The sequence below is a fragment of the Alsobacter ponti genome, from assembly GCF_024294805.1.
Classification (GTDB): Bacteria; Pseudomonadota; Alphaproteobacteria; order Rhizobiales; family Beijerinckiaceae; genus Alsobacter; species Alsobacter ponti.
The window spans coordinates 1-19,448 of the sequence record NZ_JANCLU010000022.1 but is presented as its reverse complement, the minus strand read 5'-3'; the positions used below and the strand labels follow the sequence as shown (position 1 = coordinate 19,448).

Genomic DNA, 19,448 nt, shown 5'->3' with positions numbered 1-19,448 from the left:
GCCCGGTCCGCTCCCTTCCCCTCGGCGTTGCGGCTCGATCCCGGCCCTCGCCCGACCTTCCCGCCGGGATCAGCCCAGACCAGAAGAGGTTCGTCCGACCATGGCGACAGACATCCGCGTTCCGACCCTCGGCGAATCGGTGACCGAGGCCACCATCGGCAAGTGGTTCAAGAAGCCCGGCGACGCCGTGAAGGCCGATGAGCCGATCGTCGAGCTGGAGACGGACAAGGTGACCCTCGAGGTCAACGCCCCGGCCTCGGGCGTGCTGTCCGAGATCGTCGCCAAGAACGGCGAGACGGTCGGGGTCGGCGCGCTGCTCGGCTCCATCGGCGCCGGCGCCGGCGCGGCCGCCGCTCCCGCCGTCGCCTCTCCGGCCCCCGCCGCCGCCCCGGCCGCCAAGCCGCTGACGGCCGGCGCGCCGAACGCGCCCTCCGTCAACCGCATCGCCGCCGAGACCGGCGTCGACCCCGCCGGCGTGGCGGGCACCGGCAAGGCCGGTCGCGTGACCAAGGGCGACATGCTGGCCGCCGTGGCGACCGCGGCCTCCGCCCCGGCGGCCCCGGCCGCGCCCGCCGCCGCCCGCGCGCCCTCCGCGCCGGACGACGCCTCCCGCGAGGAGCGGGTGCGCATGACCAAGCTGCGCCAGACCATCGCGCGCCGCCTCAAGGACGCCCAGAACACCGCCGCCATGCTGACGACCTTCAACGAGGTCGACATGACCGAGGTGATGGCCTTGCGGTCGAAGTACAAGGACATCTTCGAGAAGAAGCACGGCACCAAGCTCGGCTTCATGGGCTTCTTCGTGAAGGCCTGCGTGCAGGCGTTGAAGGAGCTGCCGGCGGTCAACGCCGAGATCGACGGGCAGGACCTCGTCTACAAGAACTACTACCACGTCGGCATCGCGGTGGGCACCGACAAGGGCCTCGTCGTGCCGGTGGTGCGCGACGCCGACCGCCTCTCCATCGCCGGCGTCGAGAAGACCATCGCCGACTTCGGCAAGCGCGCCCGCGACGGCCAGCTCAAGATCGACGAGATGCAGGGCGGCACGTTCACCATCACCAATGGCGGCATCTACGGCTCGCTGATGTCGACGCCGATCCTCAACGCCCCGCAGTCGGGCATCCTGGGCATGCACAAGATCCAGGAGCGCCCGATGGTCGTCGGCGGCAAGATCGAGATCCGGCCGATGATGTACCTCGCGCTCAGCTACGACCACCGCATCGTGGACGGCAAGGAGGCGGTGACCTTCCTCGTCCGCGTCAAGGAGGAGCTGGAGGACCCGGCGCGCCTCGTGCTGGATCTCTGAGGTGCCTCGCGAGCCGGCGTCCGCCGGGTCGCTCTCCGCCGAACATTGCAGCGCGACGGCGGCGTCAGCCGACGGCCGCGCCGAGGGGATGAACTCCATGTCCTACGACCTGATCGTCATCGGCACCGGCCCCGGCGGCTATGTGTGCGCCATCCGGGCGGCGCAGCTCGGCCTCAAGACCGCCGTGGTCGAGAAGCGCAAGACGCACGGCGGCACCTGCCTGAACGTCGGCTGCATTCCGTCCAAGGCGCTGCTGCACGCCTCGGAGATGTTCGAGCAGGCCGGGCACGACCTGCCGGCGCTCGGCGTCAAGGTCGGCAAGCCGCAGCTCGACCTGCCGGCGATGATGAAGCACAAGGACGACACGGTGGCGGCCAACGTCACCGGCGTCGGCTTCCTGCTCAAGAAGAACAAGATCGACGCCTTCCACGGCGTCGGCTTCATCGAGGCCCCCGGCAAGGTGCGGGTGACGGGCGAGGACGGCAAGGTCCAGACCCTCGACACCAAGGCCATCGTCATCGCCACCGGCTCCGACGTGGCGACGCCGCCCGGCGTCCCCGTGGCGTTCGACGAGAAGACCATCGTCTCCTCCACTGGCGCCATCGCCCTCGAAAAGGCCCCCGCCACCATGGTGGTGATCGGCGCCGGCGTCATCGGCCTGGAGCTCGGCTCGGTGTGGCGGCGCGTCGGCGCGCAGGTCACCGTGGTCGAGTATCTCGACCGCATCCTGCCGGGCATGGACGGCGAGGTGGCGAAGCAGTTCCAGCGCCTGATGGAGAAGCAGGGCGTCAAGTTCCTGCTCTCCTCCAAGGTCACCAAGGTCGAGAAGGCCAAGGGCGGGGCGAGCGTCACCTTCGAGCCGGTCGCCGGCGGCGAGCCGACGACGCTGACCGCCGAGGTGGTGCTGGTCGCCACCGGACGGCGGCCCTACACGGACGGGCTCGGCCTGGAGCAGGCCGGCGTGGCGCTCGACCGCGGCCGCGTCGTCATCGACAACCATTTCCAGACCAGCGTCCCCGGCATCTTCGCCATCGGCGACGTGGTGCGCGGGCCGATGCTCGCCCATAAGGCCGAGGACGAGGGCGTGGCGGTGGCCGAGCTGCTGGCCGGCAAGGCCGGCCACGTCAACTACGACGTCATCCCCGGCGTGGTCTACACGATGCCGGAGGTCGCTTCGGTCGGAAAGACGGAGGAGGAGCTGAAGGCCGAGGGCGTCGCCTACGCGGTCGGCAAGTTCCCCTTCACAGCGAACGGCCGCGCCCGCGCCATGCGCCAGTCGGACGGCTTCGTGAAGGTGCTGGCCGACGCCAACACCGATCGCGTGCTCGGCGTCCACATGATCGGCGCGGGCGTCGGCGAGATGATCCACGAGGCGGCCGTGCTGATGGAGTTCGGCGGCTCGTCGGAGGACCTCGCCCGCACCTGCCACGCCCACCCGACGATGAGCGAGGCGGTGAAGGAAGCCGCCATGGGCGTCGAGAAGCGCTCGATCCACATCTGACGGCCGGGCCGTCCTTCGTTCGAGGCCGCCGCTCGGGAACCGGGCCGGCGGCCTTTCGCGTTTGGGCGGGTCCGGCATGTTCTCGCCGCGATGTCGGCGCTTGGTGAGCCCATGCAACGCCTGCTCCGCCCGTTGTGGTTCGTCCTCGCCGCGCTGTTCCTCTTCGAGGCGTGGCTGTGGGACATCTTCGCCGCGCTCGCCGACCGCGTGCTGGCCGTGCTGCCGTGGAAGCCCGTGCGCGAGGCCATCGCGCGCGGCGTCGCCCGCCTGCCGCCGTGGCTGACGCTGTTCGTATTCGTCATCCCCGCGCTGGTGGTGTTTCCGTTCAAGCTGCTCGGGCTGTGGCTGATCGGCACGGGACGCCCGATCCTCGGCGTCGCCACTTTCTTCGTCGCCAAGACGGCCGGGCTCGGCTCGGCCGCCTTCCTGTTCGAGGTGTGCCGGCCCAACCTGATGCGGCTCGCCTGGTTCGTGCGCGTCTACGATCTGGCCGTGCGCGTGCGCGCCTGGGCGCATCGGCAGGTCGAGCCGTTCCGCGTCAGGCTGCGCGCCGCGATGGCGCGGCTGCGGGCCCGGTTCGCGGCCGATCCGCGCTGGCGCCGGCAGCTACGGCGCTGGCGGCGCACGGTGCAGGCCCGGCGGCGGGCCGCGCCGCGCTGAGCCTCAGCGGGCGCGCGGGTGCGCCGCCTCGTAGGCGGCGAGCAGGCGCGACGTGTCGACCTCCGTGTAGATCTGCGTCGTCGACAGCGAGGCGTGGCCGAGCAGGTCCTGGATCGCCCGCAAATCGCCGCCGCGCGCCAGCAGGTGGGTGGCGAAGCTGTGGCGCAGCGCGTGCGGCGTCGCGCTGTCCGGCAGGCCGAGCGCGCCGCGCAGCCGCTCCATGGCGAGCTGCACGATGCGCGGGTTGAGCGGGCCGCCCTTCGCGCCCCGGAACAGCGGCTCCTCGGGAGCCAGCGGATAGGGGCACATCTCGACATAGTCGCGCACCGCCTGCCGCACCGGTGCGATGACGGGCACCATGCGCGTCTTGCCGCCCTTGCCGGTGACCGTCAGCGCATCGCTCTCCACCGGCGCGTCCTTCGCCTTGATCGACAGCGCCTCGGAGATACGCAGGCCGCCGCCGTAGAGCAGCGCCAGCACGGCGGCGTCGCGCACCAGCACCCAGGTCTCGCGGTCCTCGCCGGCGCGCGCGTCGGGATCGGTCAGCCGCCGCGCCGCGCCCGCCGGCAGCGGCCGGGGCAGGCCGCGCGCGATGCGCGGGCCGCGGATGGCCGAAAGCGCCGAGGCCTTGGCCAGCCCCTCGCGCTCCAGGAAACGCAGCGCCGAGCGCACGCCCGCGAGGTTGCGCATCAGCGTCCGGCTGCCCGCGCCGTCCATGCGGCGGCCGGCCATGTAGGCGCGCAGGTCCGCCGGCTTCAGCGCGTCGACGCAGGCGAGCGAGGCGGCGCGGCCGTTGCGCTCCGTCAGGAAGGCGAGGAACTGCCGCACGTCGCGCTCGTAGGCCTCCAGCGTCTTCGGCGACATTCGCCGTTCGCTGTCGAGGTGGCGGCGCCAATCGGCGAGGGCGGAGGCGAGGTCGGGCGCGGCGTGCATGCCGGCAGCGTGCGCCCGCGTGGTGAACGCCGCGTTTACGGCGGGCGAGGCCCCGGCGCGAATCGGTGCTATCCCTGCCGCCATGATCGCCGAGATCCTGACGCCGGTGGCGCTGGACCAGACCTATTCCTACCACGTCCCCGACGGGCTCGCGCTGGCGGAGGGCGACGTCGTGCGCGTGCCGTTCGGGCCGCGCGAGACGGCGGGGGTGGTGTGGGAGCTGCGCGAGGGCGCGGGCGGCGCGAACCTGAAGAGCGTCGCCGGCCTCCTCGACGCGCCCCGCCTGTCGCCGGCGCTGCGCCGCTTCGTCGACTGGGTGGCGCGCTACACGCTGGCCCCGCGCGGCGCGGTGCTGCGCATGGCCCTGCGCCTGCCCGACGCCGACCGGCCCGAGCGCATCCAGACGGGCGTGAGGATCGCCGGGCCGCCGCCGGCGCGGCTGACGCCGGCGCGCGCCCGCGTGCTCGCCGCCGCCGAGGGCGGGCTGGTCCACGCCAAGCGGGCGCTGGCGGAGGCCGCGGGCGTCAGCGCCTCGGTGATCGACGGGCTCGTCGACGAGGGCGCGCTGGAGGCGGTGGGCATCGCGCCGCCGCCGATCGCGCCGCGCCCCGACCCCGCGCACCGCCACGCCAGCCTGGAGCCGGGCCAGGCGGCGGCGGCCGCCAGCCTCGTCGCCGACGTCGCCGCGCGCGCCTTCTCGGTGACGCTGCTGGAGGGCGTCACCGGCTCGGGCAAGACCGAGGTCTATTTCGAGGCGGTGGCGGAGGCCGTGCGGCAGGGCCGCCAGAGCCTGATCCTGATGCCGGAGATCGCGCTGACCGGGCAGTTCCTGGAGCGGTTCGAGCGCCGCTTCGGGGTGCGGCCGGCGGAGTGGCACTCGGGCGTGGCGGGGCGGCGGCGCGAGCGCACCTTCGCGGCGCTGGCGAGCGGCGAGGCGCTGGTCGTCGCCGGCGCGCGCTCGGCGCTGTTCCTGCCCTATCGCGACCTCGGCCTGATCGTCGTCGACGAGGAGCACGAGGCCGCCTACAAGCAGGACGACGGCGTCCACTACCACGCCCGCGACATGGCGGTGGTGCGCGGCCAGGCCGAGGCCGCGCCGGTGGTGCTGGCCTCGGCGACGCCCTCCGTCGAGACGCGCGTCAACGCCCAGCGCGGGCGCTACAAGCACCTGCGCCTGGAGAGCCGTTTCGGGGGGCGCGCCATGCCGCGCCTCGAGGCCATCGACATGCGCGTCGAGGGGCCGCCGCGCGGGCGCTGGCTGTCGCCCCGGCTGATCGCCGAGATGCGCGCCACCCTGGAGCGCGGCGAGCAGACCCTGCTCTACCTCAACCGGCGCGGCTACGCCCCGCTGACGCTGTGCCGCGCCTGCGGGCACCGCTTCCAGTGCCCCAACTGCACGGCCTGGCTGGTGGAGCATCGCTTTCGCCGCGCCCTCGTCTGCCACCATTGCGGCCATGTCGAGCGGCGGCCCGAGACGTGCCCGGAATGCGGCGCGGCCGACAGCCTCACCGCGTGCGGTCCCGGCGTCGAGCGGCTGGCGGAGGAGGTGGCGGAGCTCTTCCCCGGCTTCCGCGCGCTGGTGCTCTCCTCCGACTTCCCGGGCGGCACGGAACGGCTGCGGCGCGAGATGGAGGCGGTGGCGCAGGGCGAGTTCGCCATCGTCATCGGCACGCAGCTGGTGGCGAAGGGGCACAATTTCCCGTTCCTGTCGCTGGTCGGCGTCGTCGACGCCGATCTCGGCCTCGCCTCGGGCGATCCGCGCGCGGCCGAGCGCACCTTCCAGATCCTGCAGCAGGTGACGGGGCGCGCCGGGCGCGGCGACGCGCCGGGCCGGGCGCTGCTGCAGAGCTTCCAGCCCGGCCATCCGGTGCTGCGGGCGCTGCTCTCCGGCGACAGCGAGCGATTCTACGCCGAGGAGATCCGCCTGCGGCAGGCGGCGGGGCTGCCGCCTTTCGGCCGGCTGGCGGCGCTGGTCGTCTCGGCGGCCGACCGCGCCGCCGCCGAATCATGGGCGCGCGGCCTGGCGCGCGTCGCCGAGCCGCCGCCCGAGGTGATGGTGCTCGGCCCGGCCGAGGCGCCGATCGCCGTGGTGCGCGGCCGCCACCGCTTCCGCCTGCTGGTGAAGACGCCGCGCGAGTTCGACATGCAGACCTGGCTGCGCCAGTGGCTGATCCGCGCGCCCAAGCTCACCGGCAACACGCGGGTCATCGTGGACGTCGACCCGATGAGCTTTCTGTAGCCCGGATCGGCTCCCAGGGCTTGTGCGGCGGCTCCGATTGCGTCACGCTGGCCCGCCGAACGATTCCGGCTTTTTTTACTTAATTTTCAAGGAGTTGCTTATGCTGCTTTTCCGCGCGGCCGTTTTGGCCGGCTGCATCGCCGTGGCCTCGTCCGCCTCGGCCCAGGTCACCGATCCCAACATGAGCTGCGCTGAATATCTCAAGATCTCAGCGGCCGCGGGGCCGACGCCGAAGACCGGCGACGCCACCATGGACAAGATGGCCGCCGAGCTCGAGACCAAGATGAAGGACTATTGCACCAAGAACCCGAACACCAAGGCGATGGAGGCGGCCGCCAAGGCGCTCGGCGGCTGAAACTGACGACCCCGGGGGGTGCGAGCGGCGCATCCCCCGGCCCGCCTTCGACGAATCGCCGTGCCGGCGGCCCTGGATTTTGCGCCCGCGCGGCGCGCCGGCGTCCGTCCGAAAGTCGCGGCCCTGCTCCGTCCGCGTCGGGTTGCGCGCCCCCGGCACTCATGCTAGTTCACCCCCGCCTTCAGGGCTTCGTCCGGGAGCGGTCTTGCGCGTGCGCGAGCCGATGCCGAGACGGGGGCCCGGTTCCACTCCCGATGGCGGCGTTTGCGGTTCCCCTCGCATCAGGCGAGTCCGGCGGCGTGGCGCGACCTTCGGGGCATCTGAGAGACGGCCGGTGGCTCAAGAGAACACGATCGTTTCAGCCGTTGCGGGGCGCTACGCCACCGCCCTGTTCGAGCTGGCGCGCGACGCCGGCGCGGTCGACGCCGTCGCGGCGGACCTGGCGCGCTTCGACCAGCTCATCGCGACCCAGCCCGACGTCGAGCGCTTCGTGCGCAGCCCCGTCTTCTCGGCCGAGGAGCAGGAGAAGGCGCTGGTTCCCATTCTCGCCGCCCTGGGCATTTCCGGCCTGGCGGCCAATTTCCTGCGGCTCGTCGCCGCCAAGCGTCGGCTGTTCGCGGTCCGCGACATGGTTCGCGGCTTCAACGCGCTGGTCGACAAGTCCCGCGGCGTCTCGCGCGCCGAGGTGACGCTGGCCGAGACGCCCTCCGCCCGCGTGCTGGCCGACGTCCAGCAGGCTCTCAAGGACCTCGCCGGTGCCAACGTGGCGGTCGATGTGAAGATCGACCCCGCGATCATCGGCGGAATCGTCGTGAAGCTCGGCTCCCGCATGGTCGACGCTTCGCTCCGCACCAAACTCAATGGCATTCGAACCGCGATGAAAGAGGTCGGCTGATGGATATCCGCGCCGCAGAAATCTCCGCGATCCTCAAGGACCAGATCAAGAATTTCGGTTCTGAGGCCGAGGTCACCGAAGTCGGGCAGGTGCTGTCCGTCGGTGACGGTATCGCCCGCGCCTACGGGCTCGACAACGTCCAGGCGGGCGAGATGGTCGAGTTCGAGAACGGCGTCCGCGGCATGGCGCTGAACCTCGAGACCGACAACGTCGGCATCGTGATCTTCGGCTCGGACCGCGACATCAAGGAAGGCCAGACGGTCAAGCGCACCGGCGCCATCGTCGACGCCCCGGTCGGCAAGGGCCTGCTGGGCCGCGTTGTCGACGCGCTCGGCAACCCCATCGACGGCAAGGGCCCGATCGTCGCCGACAAGCGCATGCGCGTCGACGTCAAGGCGCCCGGCATCATTCCGCGGCAGTCGGTGCACGAGCCGATGGCGACCGGCCTCAAGTCGGTCGACGCGCTGATCCCGATCGGCCGCGGCCAGCGCGAGCTGATCATCGGCGACCGCCAGACCGGCAAGACCGCCATCGCCCTCGACACCATCCTCAACCAGAAGCCCCTGAACCAGGGCGACGACGAGAGCCAGAAGCTGTACTGCGTGTATGTCGCGGTCGGCCAGAAGCGCTCCACCGTCGCGCAGTTCGTCAAGGTGCTCGAGGAGCAGGGTGCGCTGGAGTACTCGATCATCGTCGCCGCCACGGCGTCGGATCCGGCTCCGATGCAGTTCCTGGCGCCGTTCACCGGCTGCACCATGGGCGAGTATTTCCGCGACAACGGCATGCACGCGGTCATCATCTACGACGACCTGTCGAAGCAGGCCGTCGCCTACCGCCAGATGTCGCTGCTGCTGCGCCGCCCGCCGGGCCGCGAAGCCTATCCGGGCGACGTGTTCTACCTGCACTCCCGCCTGCTCGAGCGCGCCGCCAAGCTCAACAAGGACAACGGCTCGGGCTCGCTGACGGCGCTGCCGGTCATCGAGACGCAGGCCAACGACGTGTCGGCCTACATCCCGACCAACGTGATCTCGATCACCGACGGCCAGATCTTCCTGGAGACGGACCTGTTCTACCAGGGCGTGCGCCCCGCGGTGAACGTCGGCCTCTCGGTGTCGCGCGTCGGTTCGTCGGCGCAGACCAAGGCGATGAAGAAGGTCGCCGGCAAGATCAAGGGCGAGCTCGCGCAGTACCGCGAGATGGCCGCCTTCGCGCAGTTCGGCGGCGACCTCGACGCCACCACGCAGCGCCTGCTGAACCGCGGCGCGCGGCTGACCGAGCTGCTGAAGCAGTCTCAGTTCTCGCCGATGCAGATGGAGGAGCAGGTCTGCGTGATCTACGCCGGCGTCAACGGCTACCTCGATCCGCTGCCGGTGAACCGCGTCCGCGCCTTCCAGGACGGCCTGCTGGCGACGCTGCACGCCAACCACGCCGACCTGCTGACCGCCATCCGGACGTCGAAGGACCTCTCGGACGACTCGGCCAAGAAGCTGAAGGACGTCGTCGACGCCTTCGCGAAATCCTTCGCCTGATCCGGAGAGGTAGGGGCGAGCCATGGCGTCTCTCAAGGACCTGCGTAACCGCATCGCTTCGGTGAAGGCGACGCAGAAGATCACCAAGGCCATGCAGATGGTCGCGGCGGCGAAGCTCCGCCGCGCCCAGTCGGCGGCCGAGGCGGCGCGTCCCTATGCCGAGCGCATGGGCGTGGTGCTCGCCAACGTGGCGTCCGGCGTCACCGCCAGCAGCGCCCCGCGCCTCCTGGCCGGCACCGGCAAGGACGACGTGCACCTGCTCGTCGTCTTCACCGCCGAGCGCGGCCTGTGCGGCGCGTTCAACTCCTCCATCACCCGTCTCGCCCGCGACCGCGCCAACACGTTGCTGGCGCAGGGCAAGACGGTGAAGATCCTGTGCGTCGGCAAGAAGGGCTACGACCTTCTGCGCCGGCAGTTCGCAAAGCACATCATCGAGGTGGTCGAGCTGCGCAGCGTCCGCACGCTGGCCTTCGAGCACGGCGACATGGTCGCCCGCAAGATCACGGCCCTGTTCGACGCCGGCGAGTTCGACGTCGCGACGATCTTCTTCGCCCGCTTCCGCTCGGTGATCCAGCAGATCCCGACGGCGCAGCAGATCATCCCGGCCGAGATTCCCGCGGCCGCCGCCGGCGGCGCCTCGGTGTCGTACGAGTACGAGCCCGAGGAGAGCGACATCCTGGAGGCGCTGCTGCCGCGCAACATCGCGGTGCAGGTGTTCCGGGCGCTGCTCGAGAACGCCGCCTCCGAACAGGGCGCGCGCATGAGCGCGATGGACAGCGCGACGCGCAACGCCGGCGAGATGATCCGCAAGCAGACGATGCAGTACAACCGCACGCGTCAGGCGATGATCACCAAGGAACTCATTGAAATCATCTCGGGCGCGGAAGCGCTCTGAGCAGACGGGGACAGAGACCATGGCCAACAGCTTCCAGGCAGGCGTCGCCACCGGGCGCGTCACGCAGGTGATCGGCGCCGTCGTCGACGTGCAGTTCGACGGGCACCTGCCCGAGATCCTGAACGCGCTCGAGACCACCAACGGCGGCAACCGCCTCGTGCTCGAGGTCGCCCAGCACCTCGGCGAGAACTCCGTGCGCACCATCGCCATGGACACCAGCGAGGGCCTGGTGCGCGGGCAGCCGGTGACCGACACCGGCGCCCCGATCGCCGTGCCGGTCGGCGCGGGCACGCTCGGCCGCATCATCAACGTCATCGGCGAGCCGGTGGACGAGGCCGGCCCGGTGCCCGCCGAGGCGAAGCGCGCCATCCACCAGGCGGCCCCGACCTACGCCGAGCAGTCCACCGAGGCGCAGATCCTCGAGACGGGCATCAAGGTCGTCGACCTGCTGGCTCCGTACGCCAAGGGCGGCAAGATCGGCCTGTTCGGCGGCGCGGGCGTCGGCAAGACCGTGCTGATCATGGAGCTGATCAACAACGTCGCGAAGGCGCACGGCGGATACTCGGTGTTCGCCGGCGTCGGCGAGCGCACGCGCGAGGGCAACGACCTCTATCACGAGATGATCGAGTCCGGCGTGAACAAGAAGGGCGGCGGCGAGGGCTCCAAGTGCGCCCTCGTGTACGGCCAGATGAACGAGCCGCCGGGCGCGCGCGCCCGCGTCGCGCTGACCGGCCTGACGGTCGCCGAGCACTTCCGCGACCAGGGCCAGGACGTGCTGTTCTTCGTCGACAACATCTTCCGCTTCACGCAGGCGGGCTCCGAGGTGTCGGCGCTGCTCGGCCGCATCCCCTCCGCGGTGGGCTACCAGCCGACGCTGGCCACCGACATGGGCGCGCTGCAGGAGCGCATCACGACGACGACCAAGGGCTCGATCACCTCGGTGCAGGCCATCTACGTGCCGGCCGACGACCTGACCGACCCGGCCCCGGCGACGTCCTTCGCGCATCTGGACGCGACGACCGTGCTGTCGCGCTCGATCGCCGAGAAGGGCATCTACCCGGCGGTGGACCCGCTCGACTCGACCTCGCGCATGCTGTCGCCGATGATCGTCGGCGAGGAGCACTACGGGGTGGCCCGCGCCGTGCAGCAGACTCTGCAGCGCTACAAGGCCCTGCAGGACATCATCGCGATCCTGGGCATGGACGAGCTCTCGGAAGAGGACAAGCTCACCGTCGCCCGCGCCCGCAAGATCGAGCGCTTCCTGTCGCAGCCCTTCCACGTCGCCGAGGTGTTCACCGGCTCGCCCGGCAAGCTCGTCTCGATCTCCGACACGATCAAGGGCTTCAAGGGCCTGGTCGAGGGCAAGTACGACCACCTCCCCGAGGCCGCCTTCTACATGGTCGGCACCATCGAGGAAGCGGTCGAGAAGGCGCAGCGCCTGGCCGCCGAGGCCGCCTGATCGCAACCGTTCCCTCCCGCGCGGCCGCCGCGCGGGAGGCCCCTTGCTGTAGCGAGCCGCAGGGCCGACCGCGCGTCGGGCCGCGCGGCTCCGGTCGGAGACCCTGATGGCCACGTTCAATTTCGAGCTGGTTTCGCCCGAAAGGCTGCTGTTCGCCGGTCCGGTGGAGCAGGTGGTGGTGCCGGGCGCCGAGGGCGATTTCGCCGTGCTGAAGGACCACGCGCCGCTGATGTCGTCGCTGCGTCCGGGCGTCATCGTCGTCACCGACGACAAGAACCAGACGCAACGCCTATTCGTGCGCGGCGGCTTCGCCGACGTGTCGCCGTCGGGCCTCACCATCCTGGCCGAGCAGGCCGTACCGGTGCAGGAGATCACGGACGAGTTCATCGCCGTCGAGGTGAAGGCCGCCGAGGACGAGTTCGCCGCCGCCTCCACCGAGGACGAGCGCCGCGTCTCGCAGGAGCGCCTCGCCCAGGTGCTGGCGCTGCGCGACCAGTTCCTGTCGCGCACCCACGTCCAGTAGGCCGGCCGCCGGCGGGCTCTCCCGCCGCGCCGTCGAGACATGCGAAAGCCCGGCCACAGGCCGGGCTTTTTGTTTGGAACGGAGCGGCTTAACGCGCATGACGGCGGGCGAAGCCCGCCGCTTCACTCGCCCGCCTCACTCACCCATGGCGATCAGGCTGGCGTTGCCGCCGGCGGCCGCCGTGTTGACCGTCACCGTCTGCTCCAGCGCGAAGCGCTTGAGGTAGTTGGGGCCGCCGGCCTTGGGGCCGGTGCCCGACAGGCCCGAGCCGCCGAAGGGCTGCGTGCCGACCACCGCGCCGATCATGTTGCGGTTGACGTAGCAATTGCCGACATCGAGCCGCGACAGCACGCGCGCCACCGTGGTGTCGATGCGCGAGTGGACGCCCAGCGTCAGCCCGTAGCCGCTCGCCTCGATGGCGTCGAGCACCCCGTCCAGCTCGTTCGCCTTCCAGCGCACGACGTGCAGCACGGGACCGAAGATCTCCTCTTTCAGCTCGGCGGGAGCGGAGAGCTCGAAGATGTGCGGCGCGACGAAATAGCCCTGCGCAGGGGCGTCGCCGGCGTAGCGCGTGATCGCGTCACGGCGCAGCCGGGCCACGTGCGCGTCGAGGCGTTCCTTGGCCTCGGCGTCGATCACCGGCCCGACATGGACGTCAATCGCGGTCGGATCGCCGAGCTTCAGCTCGGCGGCGGCTCCGGCGATCATCTCGATCATGCGGTCGGCGACGTCCTCCTGCACGCACAGCAGCCGCAGCGCCGAGCAGCGCTGGCCGGCGGAGCGGAAGGCGGAGGTGACGACGTCGTCCGCGACCTGCTCGGGCAGGGCGGTGGCGTCGACGATCATGGCGTTGATGCCCCCCGTCTCGGCGATCAGCGGCACGATGGGCCCGTCCTTGCCGGCGAGCGTTTGGTTGATGCGCCGCGCCGTCTCGGTGGAGCCGGTGAAGGCGACGCCCGCCACCCCCGGCGCGCCGACCAGCGCCGCGCCGACAGCGCCGTCCCCGAGCACGAGCTGCAGCGCGGAGGACGGCACGCCGGATTCGTGCAGCGCCTTCACCGCCTCGAAGGCGATGAGCGGTGTCTGCTCGGCGGGCTTGGCCACCACGGCGTTGCCCGCCGCCAGCGCGGCCGAGACCTGGCCGAGGAAGATGGCGAGGGGGAAGTTCCAGGGGCTGATGCAGACGAATACGCCGCGCCCGCGATGCAGCAGCCGGTTGTCCTCGCCGGTCGGCCCGGGCAGCGCTTCGCCCTCGCCGAACAGCTCGCGCGCCTGCGCCGCGTAATAGCGCAGGAAGTCGACCGCCTCGCGCAGTTCGGCGACGGCGTCGTCGAGCGTCTTGCCCGCCTCGCGCTGGAGCAGGTCGAGCAGCAGGCCGCGGCGGTCCTCCAGCGCCACGCTGGCGCGCAGCAGCGCGTCGGCGCGGTCGTGGGCGGGCGTGCGCTCCCAGGCGCGGAAGCCGCGCCGCGCCGCCTCGATGGCTTCGACGGCCAGCGAAGCGTCGGCCTCAGCCACGTCGCCAACTGCGGTGCGCGCGTCGGCGGGGGAGAGCACGGGCCGGGCGGCGCCGCCGCGCGGAGCCCCGTCGACCAGCGAGGAGGCCAGCACGTCCCGGCGCTGGGCACGGATTTCGGCCATCAGGGCGTCCAGGCTGTCGCGATGTCCCAGCTCGACGCCGCGCGAATTGCGCCGCTTCGGACCGTAGAGGTCGCGCGGCAGCGGCACGCGCACGTTGCGCGCCGCCTCGGGCCGGCCGACGATGTCGGCGGGCCGCTGCAGCAGCGCAGCCACGGGAACGGCGGGGTCGGCGGCCACCGAGACGAAGGAGGAGTTCGCGCCGTTCTCCAACAGGCGGCGCACGAGATAGGCGAGCAGGTCGCGGTGGCCGCCCACCGGCGCGTAGGTGCGGCAGGCAAGCCCCGGCTCGTCCTCGATCAGCGTCTGGTAGAGCGCGTCGCCCATGCCGTGCAGGCGCTGGAACTCGTAGCCCTCGGTGTCGCCGGCGCGCTCCAGGATGGAAGCGACGGTCAGCGCGTTGTGCGTGGCGAATTGCGGGTAGATGCGCGGGCGGGCGGCGAGCAGCTTGCCGGCGCAGGCCACGTAGTTGAGGTCGGTCATCGCCTTGCGGGTGAACACCGGGTAGGCGTCCAGCCCGCGCTCCTGCGCGCGCTTCACCTCGGTGTCCCAGTACGCGCCCTTGACGAGGCGCACCATCAGCCGGCGGTCGAGCCGCGTCGCGAGGTCGACGACCCAGTCGATCGTCGCGGCGGCGCGCTTCTGGTAGGCCTGGATGGCGAGGCCGAACCCGTCCCAGCCGGCCAGCGACGGGTCGGCGAGCACGGCGGCGACGACGTCCAGCGACAGCTCCAGCCGGTCCGCCTCCTCGGCGTCGACGGTGAAATTGAGGTCGTGCTCCTTGGCCTTGCGGGCGAGGCCGAGCACCACGGGCGTCAGCTCGCGCATCACGCGCTCGCGCGACAGGGCGTCGTAGCGCGGGTGCAGCGCCGACAGCTTCACCGAGATGCCGGGGCGGTTCGGCAGGCGCTCGTTCCCGGCCCGCTTGCCGATCGCCTCGATCGCGTCGGCGTAGCTGCGCGCGTAGCGCTCGGCGTCCTCCTGCGTGCGCGCGCCCTCGCCGAGCATGTCGAACGAGTAGCGGAACAGCCGGCCTTCCCCGGAGCGGGCGCGGTCCAGAGCCTCGCCGATCGACTGGCCGAGCACGAAATGGTTGCCGAGCACGCGCATCGCCTGGCGCGTCGCCGTGCGCACCGTGGGCACGCCGAGGCGCTTGGCGAGCGAGGCGACGATGCCCTCCGGCGTCTCGCCCGGCTGGATCAGGCGGGCCGTGATGCCGAGCGCCCAGGCCGAGGCGGAGACCAGCAGCGCGTCGGAGCGCGTCTCGTGGCGGCGGAAGTCGCCCTGGCCGATCTTGTCCTCGATCAGCCGGTCGGCGGTGGCGGCGTCCGGCACGCGCAGCAACGCCTCGGCCAGCACCATCAGCGCCAAGCCCTCGCGGCTCGAGAGCGAGTAGGCGCGCAGCAATTCCTCCACCCCGCCGAGCCCGCCGGAGCGGTCGCGGATCGCCTCGATCAGCCGCGTCGCGCGCCGGTCGATCCGCTCCTCGGCCTCCGGCGTCGGCGCCGGGGCGAACATCAAAACGCGGGCGATCTCGGCGTCGTCCGGGGCGTAGGCGGCGCGGAACGGGGCGATGGACGGCTGCGTCGGCATGGGGCGAATCCTCGGACGTTTCCAGGAAGGCGTCGGCGCGAAGGCGAACTCGCGGAAAATACAAGGAATGCGGTGGCGTTTCGATGCCGATTTGTGCTAGACGACCGCGTCTTTCCCTATGTTGAAGCCTCTTGATAGCGAAATCGCCGCATGGATCAGCTCGATCGCACCGACCGCAAGATCCTCAACCTGCTGCAGGGCGACGGCAGGATCACCACCGTCGACCTCGCCGACAGGATCGGTCTATCTCCCACCGCGACCAGCGAGCGCGTCAAGCGCCTGTTTCGCGAGGGCTACGTCACCGGCTTTCGCGCCACGCTGGACCCGGTGAAGCTGGGGCGCGGCCTGCTGGTGTTCGTCGAGGTCAGCCTCGACAAGACCACCCCCGACGTCTTCGAGCTGTTCTCGACCGCCGTGCGCCGTTCGCCGGAGGTGCTGGAGTGCCACATGGTGGCCGGCGGGTTCGACTACCTGGTCAAGACCCGCGTGGCGGACATGGCGGCGTACCGCCATTTCCTTGGCGAAATCCTCCTCTCCCTGCCCGGCGTCAAGGAGACGCGCACCTACGCGGTGATGGAGGAGGTGAAGACCGACGGGCTGCTGCCGGTCTGACGCCTCAGTCCTTGGCGGGGGCGGGCAGCGCCGCCTCCGGCTCGTGGCGCGTCTTCCACAGCGAGACCGCGACGCCGGCGGCGAGGATGGCGAAGGTCGCGCCCAGCGAGATCGCCGGCGGCACCTTGGCGATGCCGAGCATGTCGGCCACGACGATCTTGCCGCCGATGAAGATCAGCACCGAGGCCAGCGCGTATTTCAGGTAGGCGAAGCGGTCGATCATCGCCGAGAGCGCGAAGTACAGCGCCCGCAGGCCGAGGATGGCGAAGATGTTGGAGGTGAAGACGATGTAGGTGTCGGTCGTCACCGCGAAGATGGCCGGCACCGAGTCGACCGCGAACACCGCGTCGGCGATGTTCACCAGCACCAGCACCAGGAACAGCGGCGTCACGGCGGTCGCGAGCCTGCCGGTGCGCGGGTCGCGCTCGCGCACCACGAACGCCTCGCCGCGCAGGCCGTCGGTGACGCGGAAGCGCCGGCGCATGAACTTCAGCACCGGGTTGGTGGAGACATCGTAGGCCTTGTCGGCGGCCAGCAGCATCTTCACGCCGGTGGCGATCAGGAATGCCGCGAACAGCCACAGGAGCCAGCCGAACTGCGACACCAGGGCCGCGCCGACGCCGATCATCACGCCGCGCATGACGATGACCGCCAGCACGCCCCAGAACAGCACGCGGTACTGGTAGGCGCGCGGAATGCCGAAATAGCCGAAGATCATGGCGATGACGAAGATGTTGTCCATCGAGAGGCTTTTCTCGATGACGAACCCCGTCAGGTACTCGACGCCAGCCTGCGGCGACACCGACCACCACACCCAGCCGCCGAAGGCGAGGCCCATGGTGATGTAGAAGGCCGACAGCAGCAGGCTCTCGCGCGTCGAGATCTCCTTGGAGCCGCGGTGCAGCACGCCGAGATCGAAGGCGAGCAGGGCGGACACGACGCCGCCGAAGACGAGCCACATCCACAGCGGCTTCGCCAACAGGTCGATGGTCAGGAAATCGGGCATCCAGGGCTCCCTCGTCATTGCCGGAACAATGGCGCCGACATCGCGGAAGCCTTCGCTTCCGCCAGAGGGGCCCGGTCGCCTCGGCGGAGATCGTGACGGCCGCGCTCGCCGTCAAGGGGCCCGCCCGAAAAAAGCGTAAGCGACGCGGTCTCCGCCCGTCGAAAGGCGGAAGTCCTCCCTCGCAAGGCGGAGCATCCTTCGCAAGGCGGACCATCCCTCGGAAGGCGGACTTGGGTTTGCACTGCAACAAGCGTAGGGTTCGCCCCGTTATTCCGAGATGCGCAACGCCATGCTTCCCCCCGTTCGCGATTACGACGCGCTGATGCGCGAGTTCCGCTGGTCGATTCCGCGCCGCTACAACATTGGCGTCGACGTCTGCGACCGCTGGGCCGCGACCGATCCCGCTCGCATCGCCATCCTCGAGGTCGATGCTTCCGGCGCGGCGACGGCGACGAGTTTCGCGGAGTTGCGCGCCGCGTCGAACCGCTTCGCCAACGCGCTGCGCCGCGCCGGCGTCGGCCGGGGCGACCGCGTGGCGCTGCTGCTGCCGCAATCGCTCGACCTCGCCATCGCGCACATCGCCGTCTACAAGCTCGGCGCGGTGGCGTTGCCGCTGGCCGTGCTGTTCGGCGTCGACGCGCTGGCCTACCGGCTGGAGGACGCCGGCGCGTCCTGCCTTGTCGCCAACGCTGCCGGGCTCGCCAAGGTCGCCGCCTCGGGCGCGGCGCTGCCGGATCTTCGCGCCGTGTTCAGCGTCGACGGGCCGGAGGGAAGCGCCGCCGGCTTCCGGGAGGCGATGGAGCGCGAGAGCGACGATTTCGCGCCGGTCGACACGCTCGCCGACGATCCGGCGATGATGATCTACACCTCCGGCACCACCGGCGCGCCCAAGGGCGCGCTGCACGCCCATCGCGTGCTGCCGGGGCACCTGCCTGGCTTCGGGATGGTGCACGAGTTCTACCCGCAGCCGGGCGACCGCATGTGGACGCCCGCCGACTGGGCCTGGGCCGGGGGCCTGCTCAACGCCATGCTGCCCTCGCTGCACTTCGGCGTGACGGTGGTGGCCCGGAAGTTCGAGAAGTTCGATCCCGAGGAGGCCTTTCGGCTGCTGCAGGACCACGGCGTGCGCAACGTCTTCGCGCCGCCCACGGCGTTGCGCATGCTGCGCGCCGTCAAGTCACCGCGCGAGCGCTTCGACCTCGATCTGCGCACCGTCGCCTCGGCCGGGGAGGCGCTGGGGGCCGAGACGCTGGCCTGGGGCCGCGAGGCGCTCGGCCTCACCATCAACGAGGCGTTCGGCCAGACCGAATGCAATCTCGTGCTCGCCTCCTGCGCCGCCATCGGCGTCGTCAGGCCGGGCGCGATCGGGCGCGCCGTGCCGGGCCATGCGGTCGGCATCATCCGGCCCGACGGCGCGTTGTGCGAGCCGGGCGAGACGGGTCAGATCGCGGTGCGCCGGCCGGACCCGGTGATGTTTCTCGGCTATTGGGGGCGCGAGGAGGCGACCCGGGCCAAGTTCCTCGGCGACTGGATGACGACCGGCGACCAGGGCGTGGCGGACGAGGAGGGCTATGTCCGCTTCCTCGGCCGCGACGACGACGTGATCACTTCCTCCGGCTACCGGATCGGTCCCGTCGAGATCGAGGACTGCCTGCTGCGCCACGCGGCGGTGAAGATGGCGGCGGCGGTCGGCAAGCCGGACGCGCTGCGCACCGAGATCGTCAAGGCCTTCATCGTGCTCAACGCCGGCTACGCGCCGGGGGATGCGCTCGCCGCCGACATCGGCGCCTTCGTCCGCGCCCGCCTCTCGGCCCACGAATATCCGCGCGAGATCGAGTTCGTCCCCGAGCTGCCGCTGACCACGACCGGCAAGATCATCCGCCGCGAACTCCGCGACCGCGCCCCAATCGCCCCAAAGGGCGGACGCCAGTCCACCCATCCCCCCAGCCCCGCGGCGTGAGCGCAAAGGCGGACGACGTCCGCCCGTTCCCGGAACCCCGCAGCGTAGCGGAGGGGTATCCGGGAGCCAGCGCATGGATGTTGCCGCGAAGCGGCGCTTCATCGGCCTTTTCATTTGGACGCGCTGACGCGCGGCATGTTGCGCTGGGTCCCGGCTCCGGTTCCGCTGTCGCTGCACCGGTCCGGGAACGGGCGGGCCGGAGGCCCGCGATGCAGATCGACCGGCGCTCAATTCCGCGCTTGACATGCGAAGGAATTTATGCCTATATTCCTCTCGTCCTCACCCGAGGAAGGGGCGTCTGCAGCGTGGCCGATGCGGGTGGGGGGCGGTGGCCGGTTCGAGGGAGC

Annotated in this window: 15 protein-coding genes; 12 read left to right on the top strand and 3 right to left on the bottom strand. The window is 71.1% G+C overall.

Features of this window, described 5'->3' with window-relative positions; all coding sequences use genetic code 11:
• The first annotated feature begins 100 nt into the window (after nt 1–100).
• The 3 genes from odhB (at nt 101) to NK718_RS18365 (ending at nt 3,467) form a co-directional block, all read left to right on the top strand.
• Nucleotides 101–1,306: a 2-oxoglutarate dehydrogenase complex dihydrolipoyllysine-residue succinyltransferase gene (gene odhB, locus NK718_RS18375; protein ID WP_254745294.1), complete on the top strand. Its 1,206-nt coding sequence runs from the start codon at nt 101–103 to the stop codon at nt 1,304–1,306.
• 97 nt (nt 1,307–1,403) lie between these two features.
• Nucleotides 1,404–2,807: a dihydrolipoyl dehydrogenase gene (gene lpdA, locus NK718_RS18370; RefSeq protein WP_254745292.1), complete on the top strand. Its 1,404-nt coding sequence runs from the start codon at nt 1,404–1,406 to the stop codon at nt 2,805–2,807.
• Between the two features lie 111 nt (nt 2,808–2,918).
• Nucleotides 2,919–3,467, top strand: a complete 549-nt coding sequence (locus NK718_RS18365) for a hypothetical protein (RefSeq protein ID WP_254745290.1) — start codon at nt 2,919–2,921, stop codon at nt 3,465–3,467.
• A 3-nt stretch (nt 3,468–3,470) separates the two neighbouring features.
• Here the strand turns inward: NK718_RS18365 and NK718_RS18360 are convergent, their stop codons facing one another.
• Nucleotides 3,471–4,400 carry a tyrosine recombinase XerC gene (locus tag NK718_RS18360; RefSeq protein WP_254745413.1) on the bottom strand — a complete coding sequence of 310 codons (930 nt, stop codon included), beginning with the start codon at nt 4,398–4,400 and terminating at the stop codon, nt 3,471–3,473.
• 82 nt (nt 4,401–4,482) lie between these two features.
• Between NK718_RS18360 and NK718_RS18355 the strand changes: the two genes are divergently transcribed.
• The 7 genes from NK718_RS18355 to NK718_RS18325 all read left to right on the top strand — a co-directional run bounded on the left by NK718_RS18355 (nt 4,483) and on the right by NK718_RS18325 (nt 12,295).
• Nucleotides 4,483–6,639, top strand: a complete 2,157-nt coding sequence (locus NK718_RS18355) for a primosomal protein N' (protein ID WP_254745288.1) — start codon at nt 4,483–4,485, stop codon at nt 6,637–6,639.
• Nucleotides 6,640–6,739: 100 nt separating this feature from the next.
• Nucleotides 6,740–6,994 (top strand): HdeA family protein, encoded by a 255-nt coding sequence (locus NK718_RS18350; protein ID WP_254745286.1) that lies wholly within the window; start codon nt 6,740–6,742, stop codon nt 6,992–6,994.
• Nucleotides 6,995–7,328: 334 nt separating this feature from the next.
• On the top strand, nt 7,329–7,889 hold the full coding sequence (locus tag NK718_RS18345) for a F0F1 ATP synthase subunit delta (RefSeq protein WP_254745275.1): 561 nt from the start codon (nt 7,329–7,331) through the stop codon (nt 7,887–7,889).
• On the top strand, nt 7,889–9,418 hold the full coding sequence (gene atpA, locus NK718_RS18340) for a F0F1 ATP synthase subunit alpha (protein WP_254745273.1): 1,530 nt from the start codon (nt 7,889–7,891) through the stop codon (nt 9,416–9,418). The genes NK718_RS18345 and atpA overlap by 1 nt, the downstream gene beginning before the upstream one ends.
• Nucleotides 9,419–9,440: 22 nt before the next feature.
• Nucleotides 9,441–10,313: a F0F1 ATP synthase subunit gamma gene (locus NK718_RS18335; RefSeq protein ID WP_254745271.1), complete on the top strand. Its 873-nt coding sequence runs from the start codon at nt 9,441–9,443 to the stop codon at nt 10,311–10,313.
• A gap of 19 nt (nt 10,314–10,332) precedes the next feature.
• A complete protein-coding gene (gene atpD, locus NK718_RS18330) occupies nt 10,333–11,772 on the top strand; it encodes a F0F1 ATP synthase subunit beta (protein ID WP_254745270.1) in 1,440 nt (479 codons plus the stop codon).
• 106 nt (nt 11,773–11,878) lie between these two features.
• On the top strand, nt 11,879–12,295 hold the full coding sequence (locus tag NK718_RS18325) for a F0F1 ATP synthase subunit epsilon (RefSeq protein ID WP_254745269.1): 417 nt from the start codon (nt 11,879–11,881) through the stop codon (nt 12,293–12,295).
• Nucleotides 12,296–12,430: 135 nt separating this feature from the next.
• On the opposite strand, the gene putA is transcribed toward NK718_RS18325, so the two are convergent.
• Entirely contained in the window at nt 12,431–15,523 is a 3,093-nt protein-coding gene (gene putA, locus NK718_RS18320; protein ID WP_254745268.1) for a bifunctional proline dehydrogenase/L-glutamate gamma-semialdehyde dehydrogenase PutA, read from the bottom strand.
• A 150-nt stretch (nt 15,524–15,673) separates the two neighbouring features.
• Here putA and NK718_RS18315 point away from each other — a divergent pair, with 150 nt between their 5' ends.
• Nucleotides 15,674–16,135, top strand: a complete 462-nt coding sequence (locus NK718_RS18315; protein WP_254745266.1) for an Lrp/AsnC ligand binding domain-containing protein — start codon at nt 15,674–15,676, stop codon at nt 16,133–16,135.
• Nucleotides 16,136–16,139: 4 nt separating this feature from the next.
• Here NK718_RS18315 and NK718_RS18310 read toward each other — a convergent pair whose 3' ends face one another.
• A complete protein-coding gene (locus NK718_RS18310; protein ID WP_254745264.1) occupies nt 16,140–17,141 on the bottom strand; it encodes a TerC family protein in 1,002 nt (333 codons plus the stop codon).
• A 289-nt stretch (nt 17,142–17,430) separates the two neighbouring features.
• On the opposite strand from NK718_RS18310, the gene NK718_RS18305 reads away from it, so the two are divergent.
• Nucleotides 17,431–19,101 (top strand): AMP-binding protein, encoded by a 1,671-nt coding sequence (locus NK718_RS18305; RefSeq protein ID WP_254745262.1) that lies wholly within the window; start codon nt 17,431–17,433, stop codon nt 19,099–19,101.
• Nucleotides 19,102–19,448: the final 347 nt, after the last annotated feature.

Excerpts from the sequence above, each read along its gene's own strand:
- odhB (WP_254745294.1), top strand. The coding sequence starts at position 101 with ATGGCGACAGACATCCGCGTTCCGACCCTCGGCGAATCGGTGACCGAG.
- lpdA (WP_254745292.1), top strand. The coding sequence starts at position 1,404 with ATGTCCTACGACCTGATCGTCATCGGCACCGGCCCCGGCGGCTATGTG.
- NK718_RS18365 (WP_254745290.1), top strand. The coding sequence starts at position 2,919 with ATGCAACGCCTGCTCCGCCCGTTGTGGTTCGTCCTCGCCGCGCTGTTC.
- NK718_RS18360 (WP_254745413.1), bottom strand. The coding sequence starts at position 4,400 with ATGCACGCCGCGCCCGACCTCGCCTCCGCCCTCGCCGATTGGCGCCGC.
- NK718_RS18355 (WP_254745288.1), top strand. The coding sequence starts at position 4,483 with ATGATCGCCGAGATCCTGACGCCGGTGGCGCTGGACCAGACCTATTCC.
- NK718_RS18350 (WP_254745286.1), top strand. The coding sequence starts at position 6,740 with ATGCTGCTTTTCCGCGCGGCCGTTTTGGCCGGCTGCATCGCCGTGGCC.
- atpA (WP_254745273.1), top strand. The coding sequence starts at position 7,889 with ATGGATATCCGCGCCGCAGAAATCTCCGCGATCCTCAAGGACCAGATC.
- NK718_RS18335 (WP_254745271.1), top strand. The coding sequence starts at position 9,441 with ATGGCGTCTCTCAAGGACCTGCGTAACCGCATCGCTTCGGTGAAGGCG.
- atpD (WP_254745270.1), top strand. The coding sequence starts at position 10,333 with ATGGCCAACAGCTTCCAGGCAGGCGTCGCCACCGGGCGCGTCACGCAG.
- NK718_RS18325 (WP_254745269.1), top strand. The coding sequence starts at position 11,879 with ATGGCCACGTTCAATTTCGAGCTGGTTTCGCCCGAAAGGCTGCTGTTC.
- putA (WP_254745268.1), bottom strand. The coding sequence starts at position 15,523 with ATGCCGACGCAGCCGTCCATCGCCCCGTTCCGCGCCGCCTACGCCCCG.
- NK718_RS18315 (WP_254745266.1), top strand. The coding sequence starts at position 15,674 with ATGGATCAGCTCGATCGCACCGACCGCAAGATCCTCAACCTGCTGCAG.
- NK718_RS18310 (WP_254745264.1), bottom strand. The coding sequence starts at position 17,141 with ATGCCCGATTTCCTGACCATCGACCTGTTGGCGAAGCCGCTGTGGATG.
- NK718_RS18305 (WP_254745262.1), top strand. The coding sequence starts at position 17,431 with ATGCTTCCCCCCGTTCGCGATTACGACGCGCTGATGCGCGAGTTCCGC.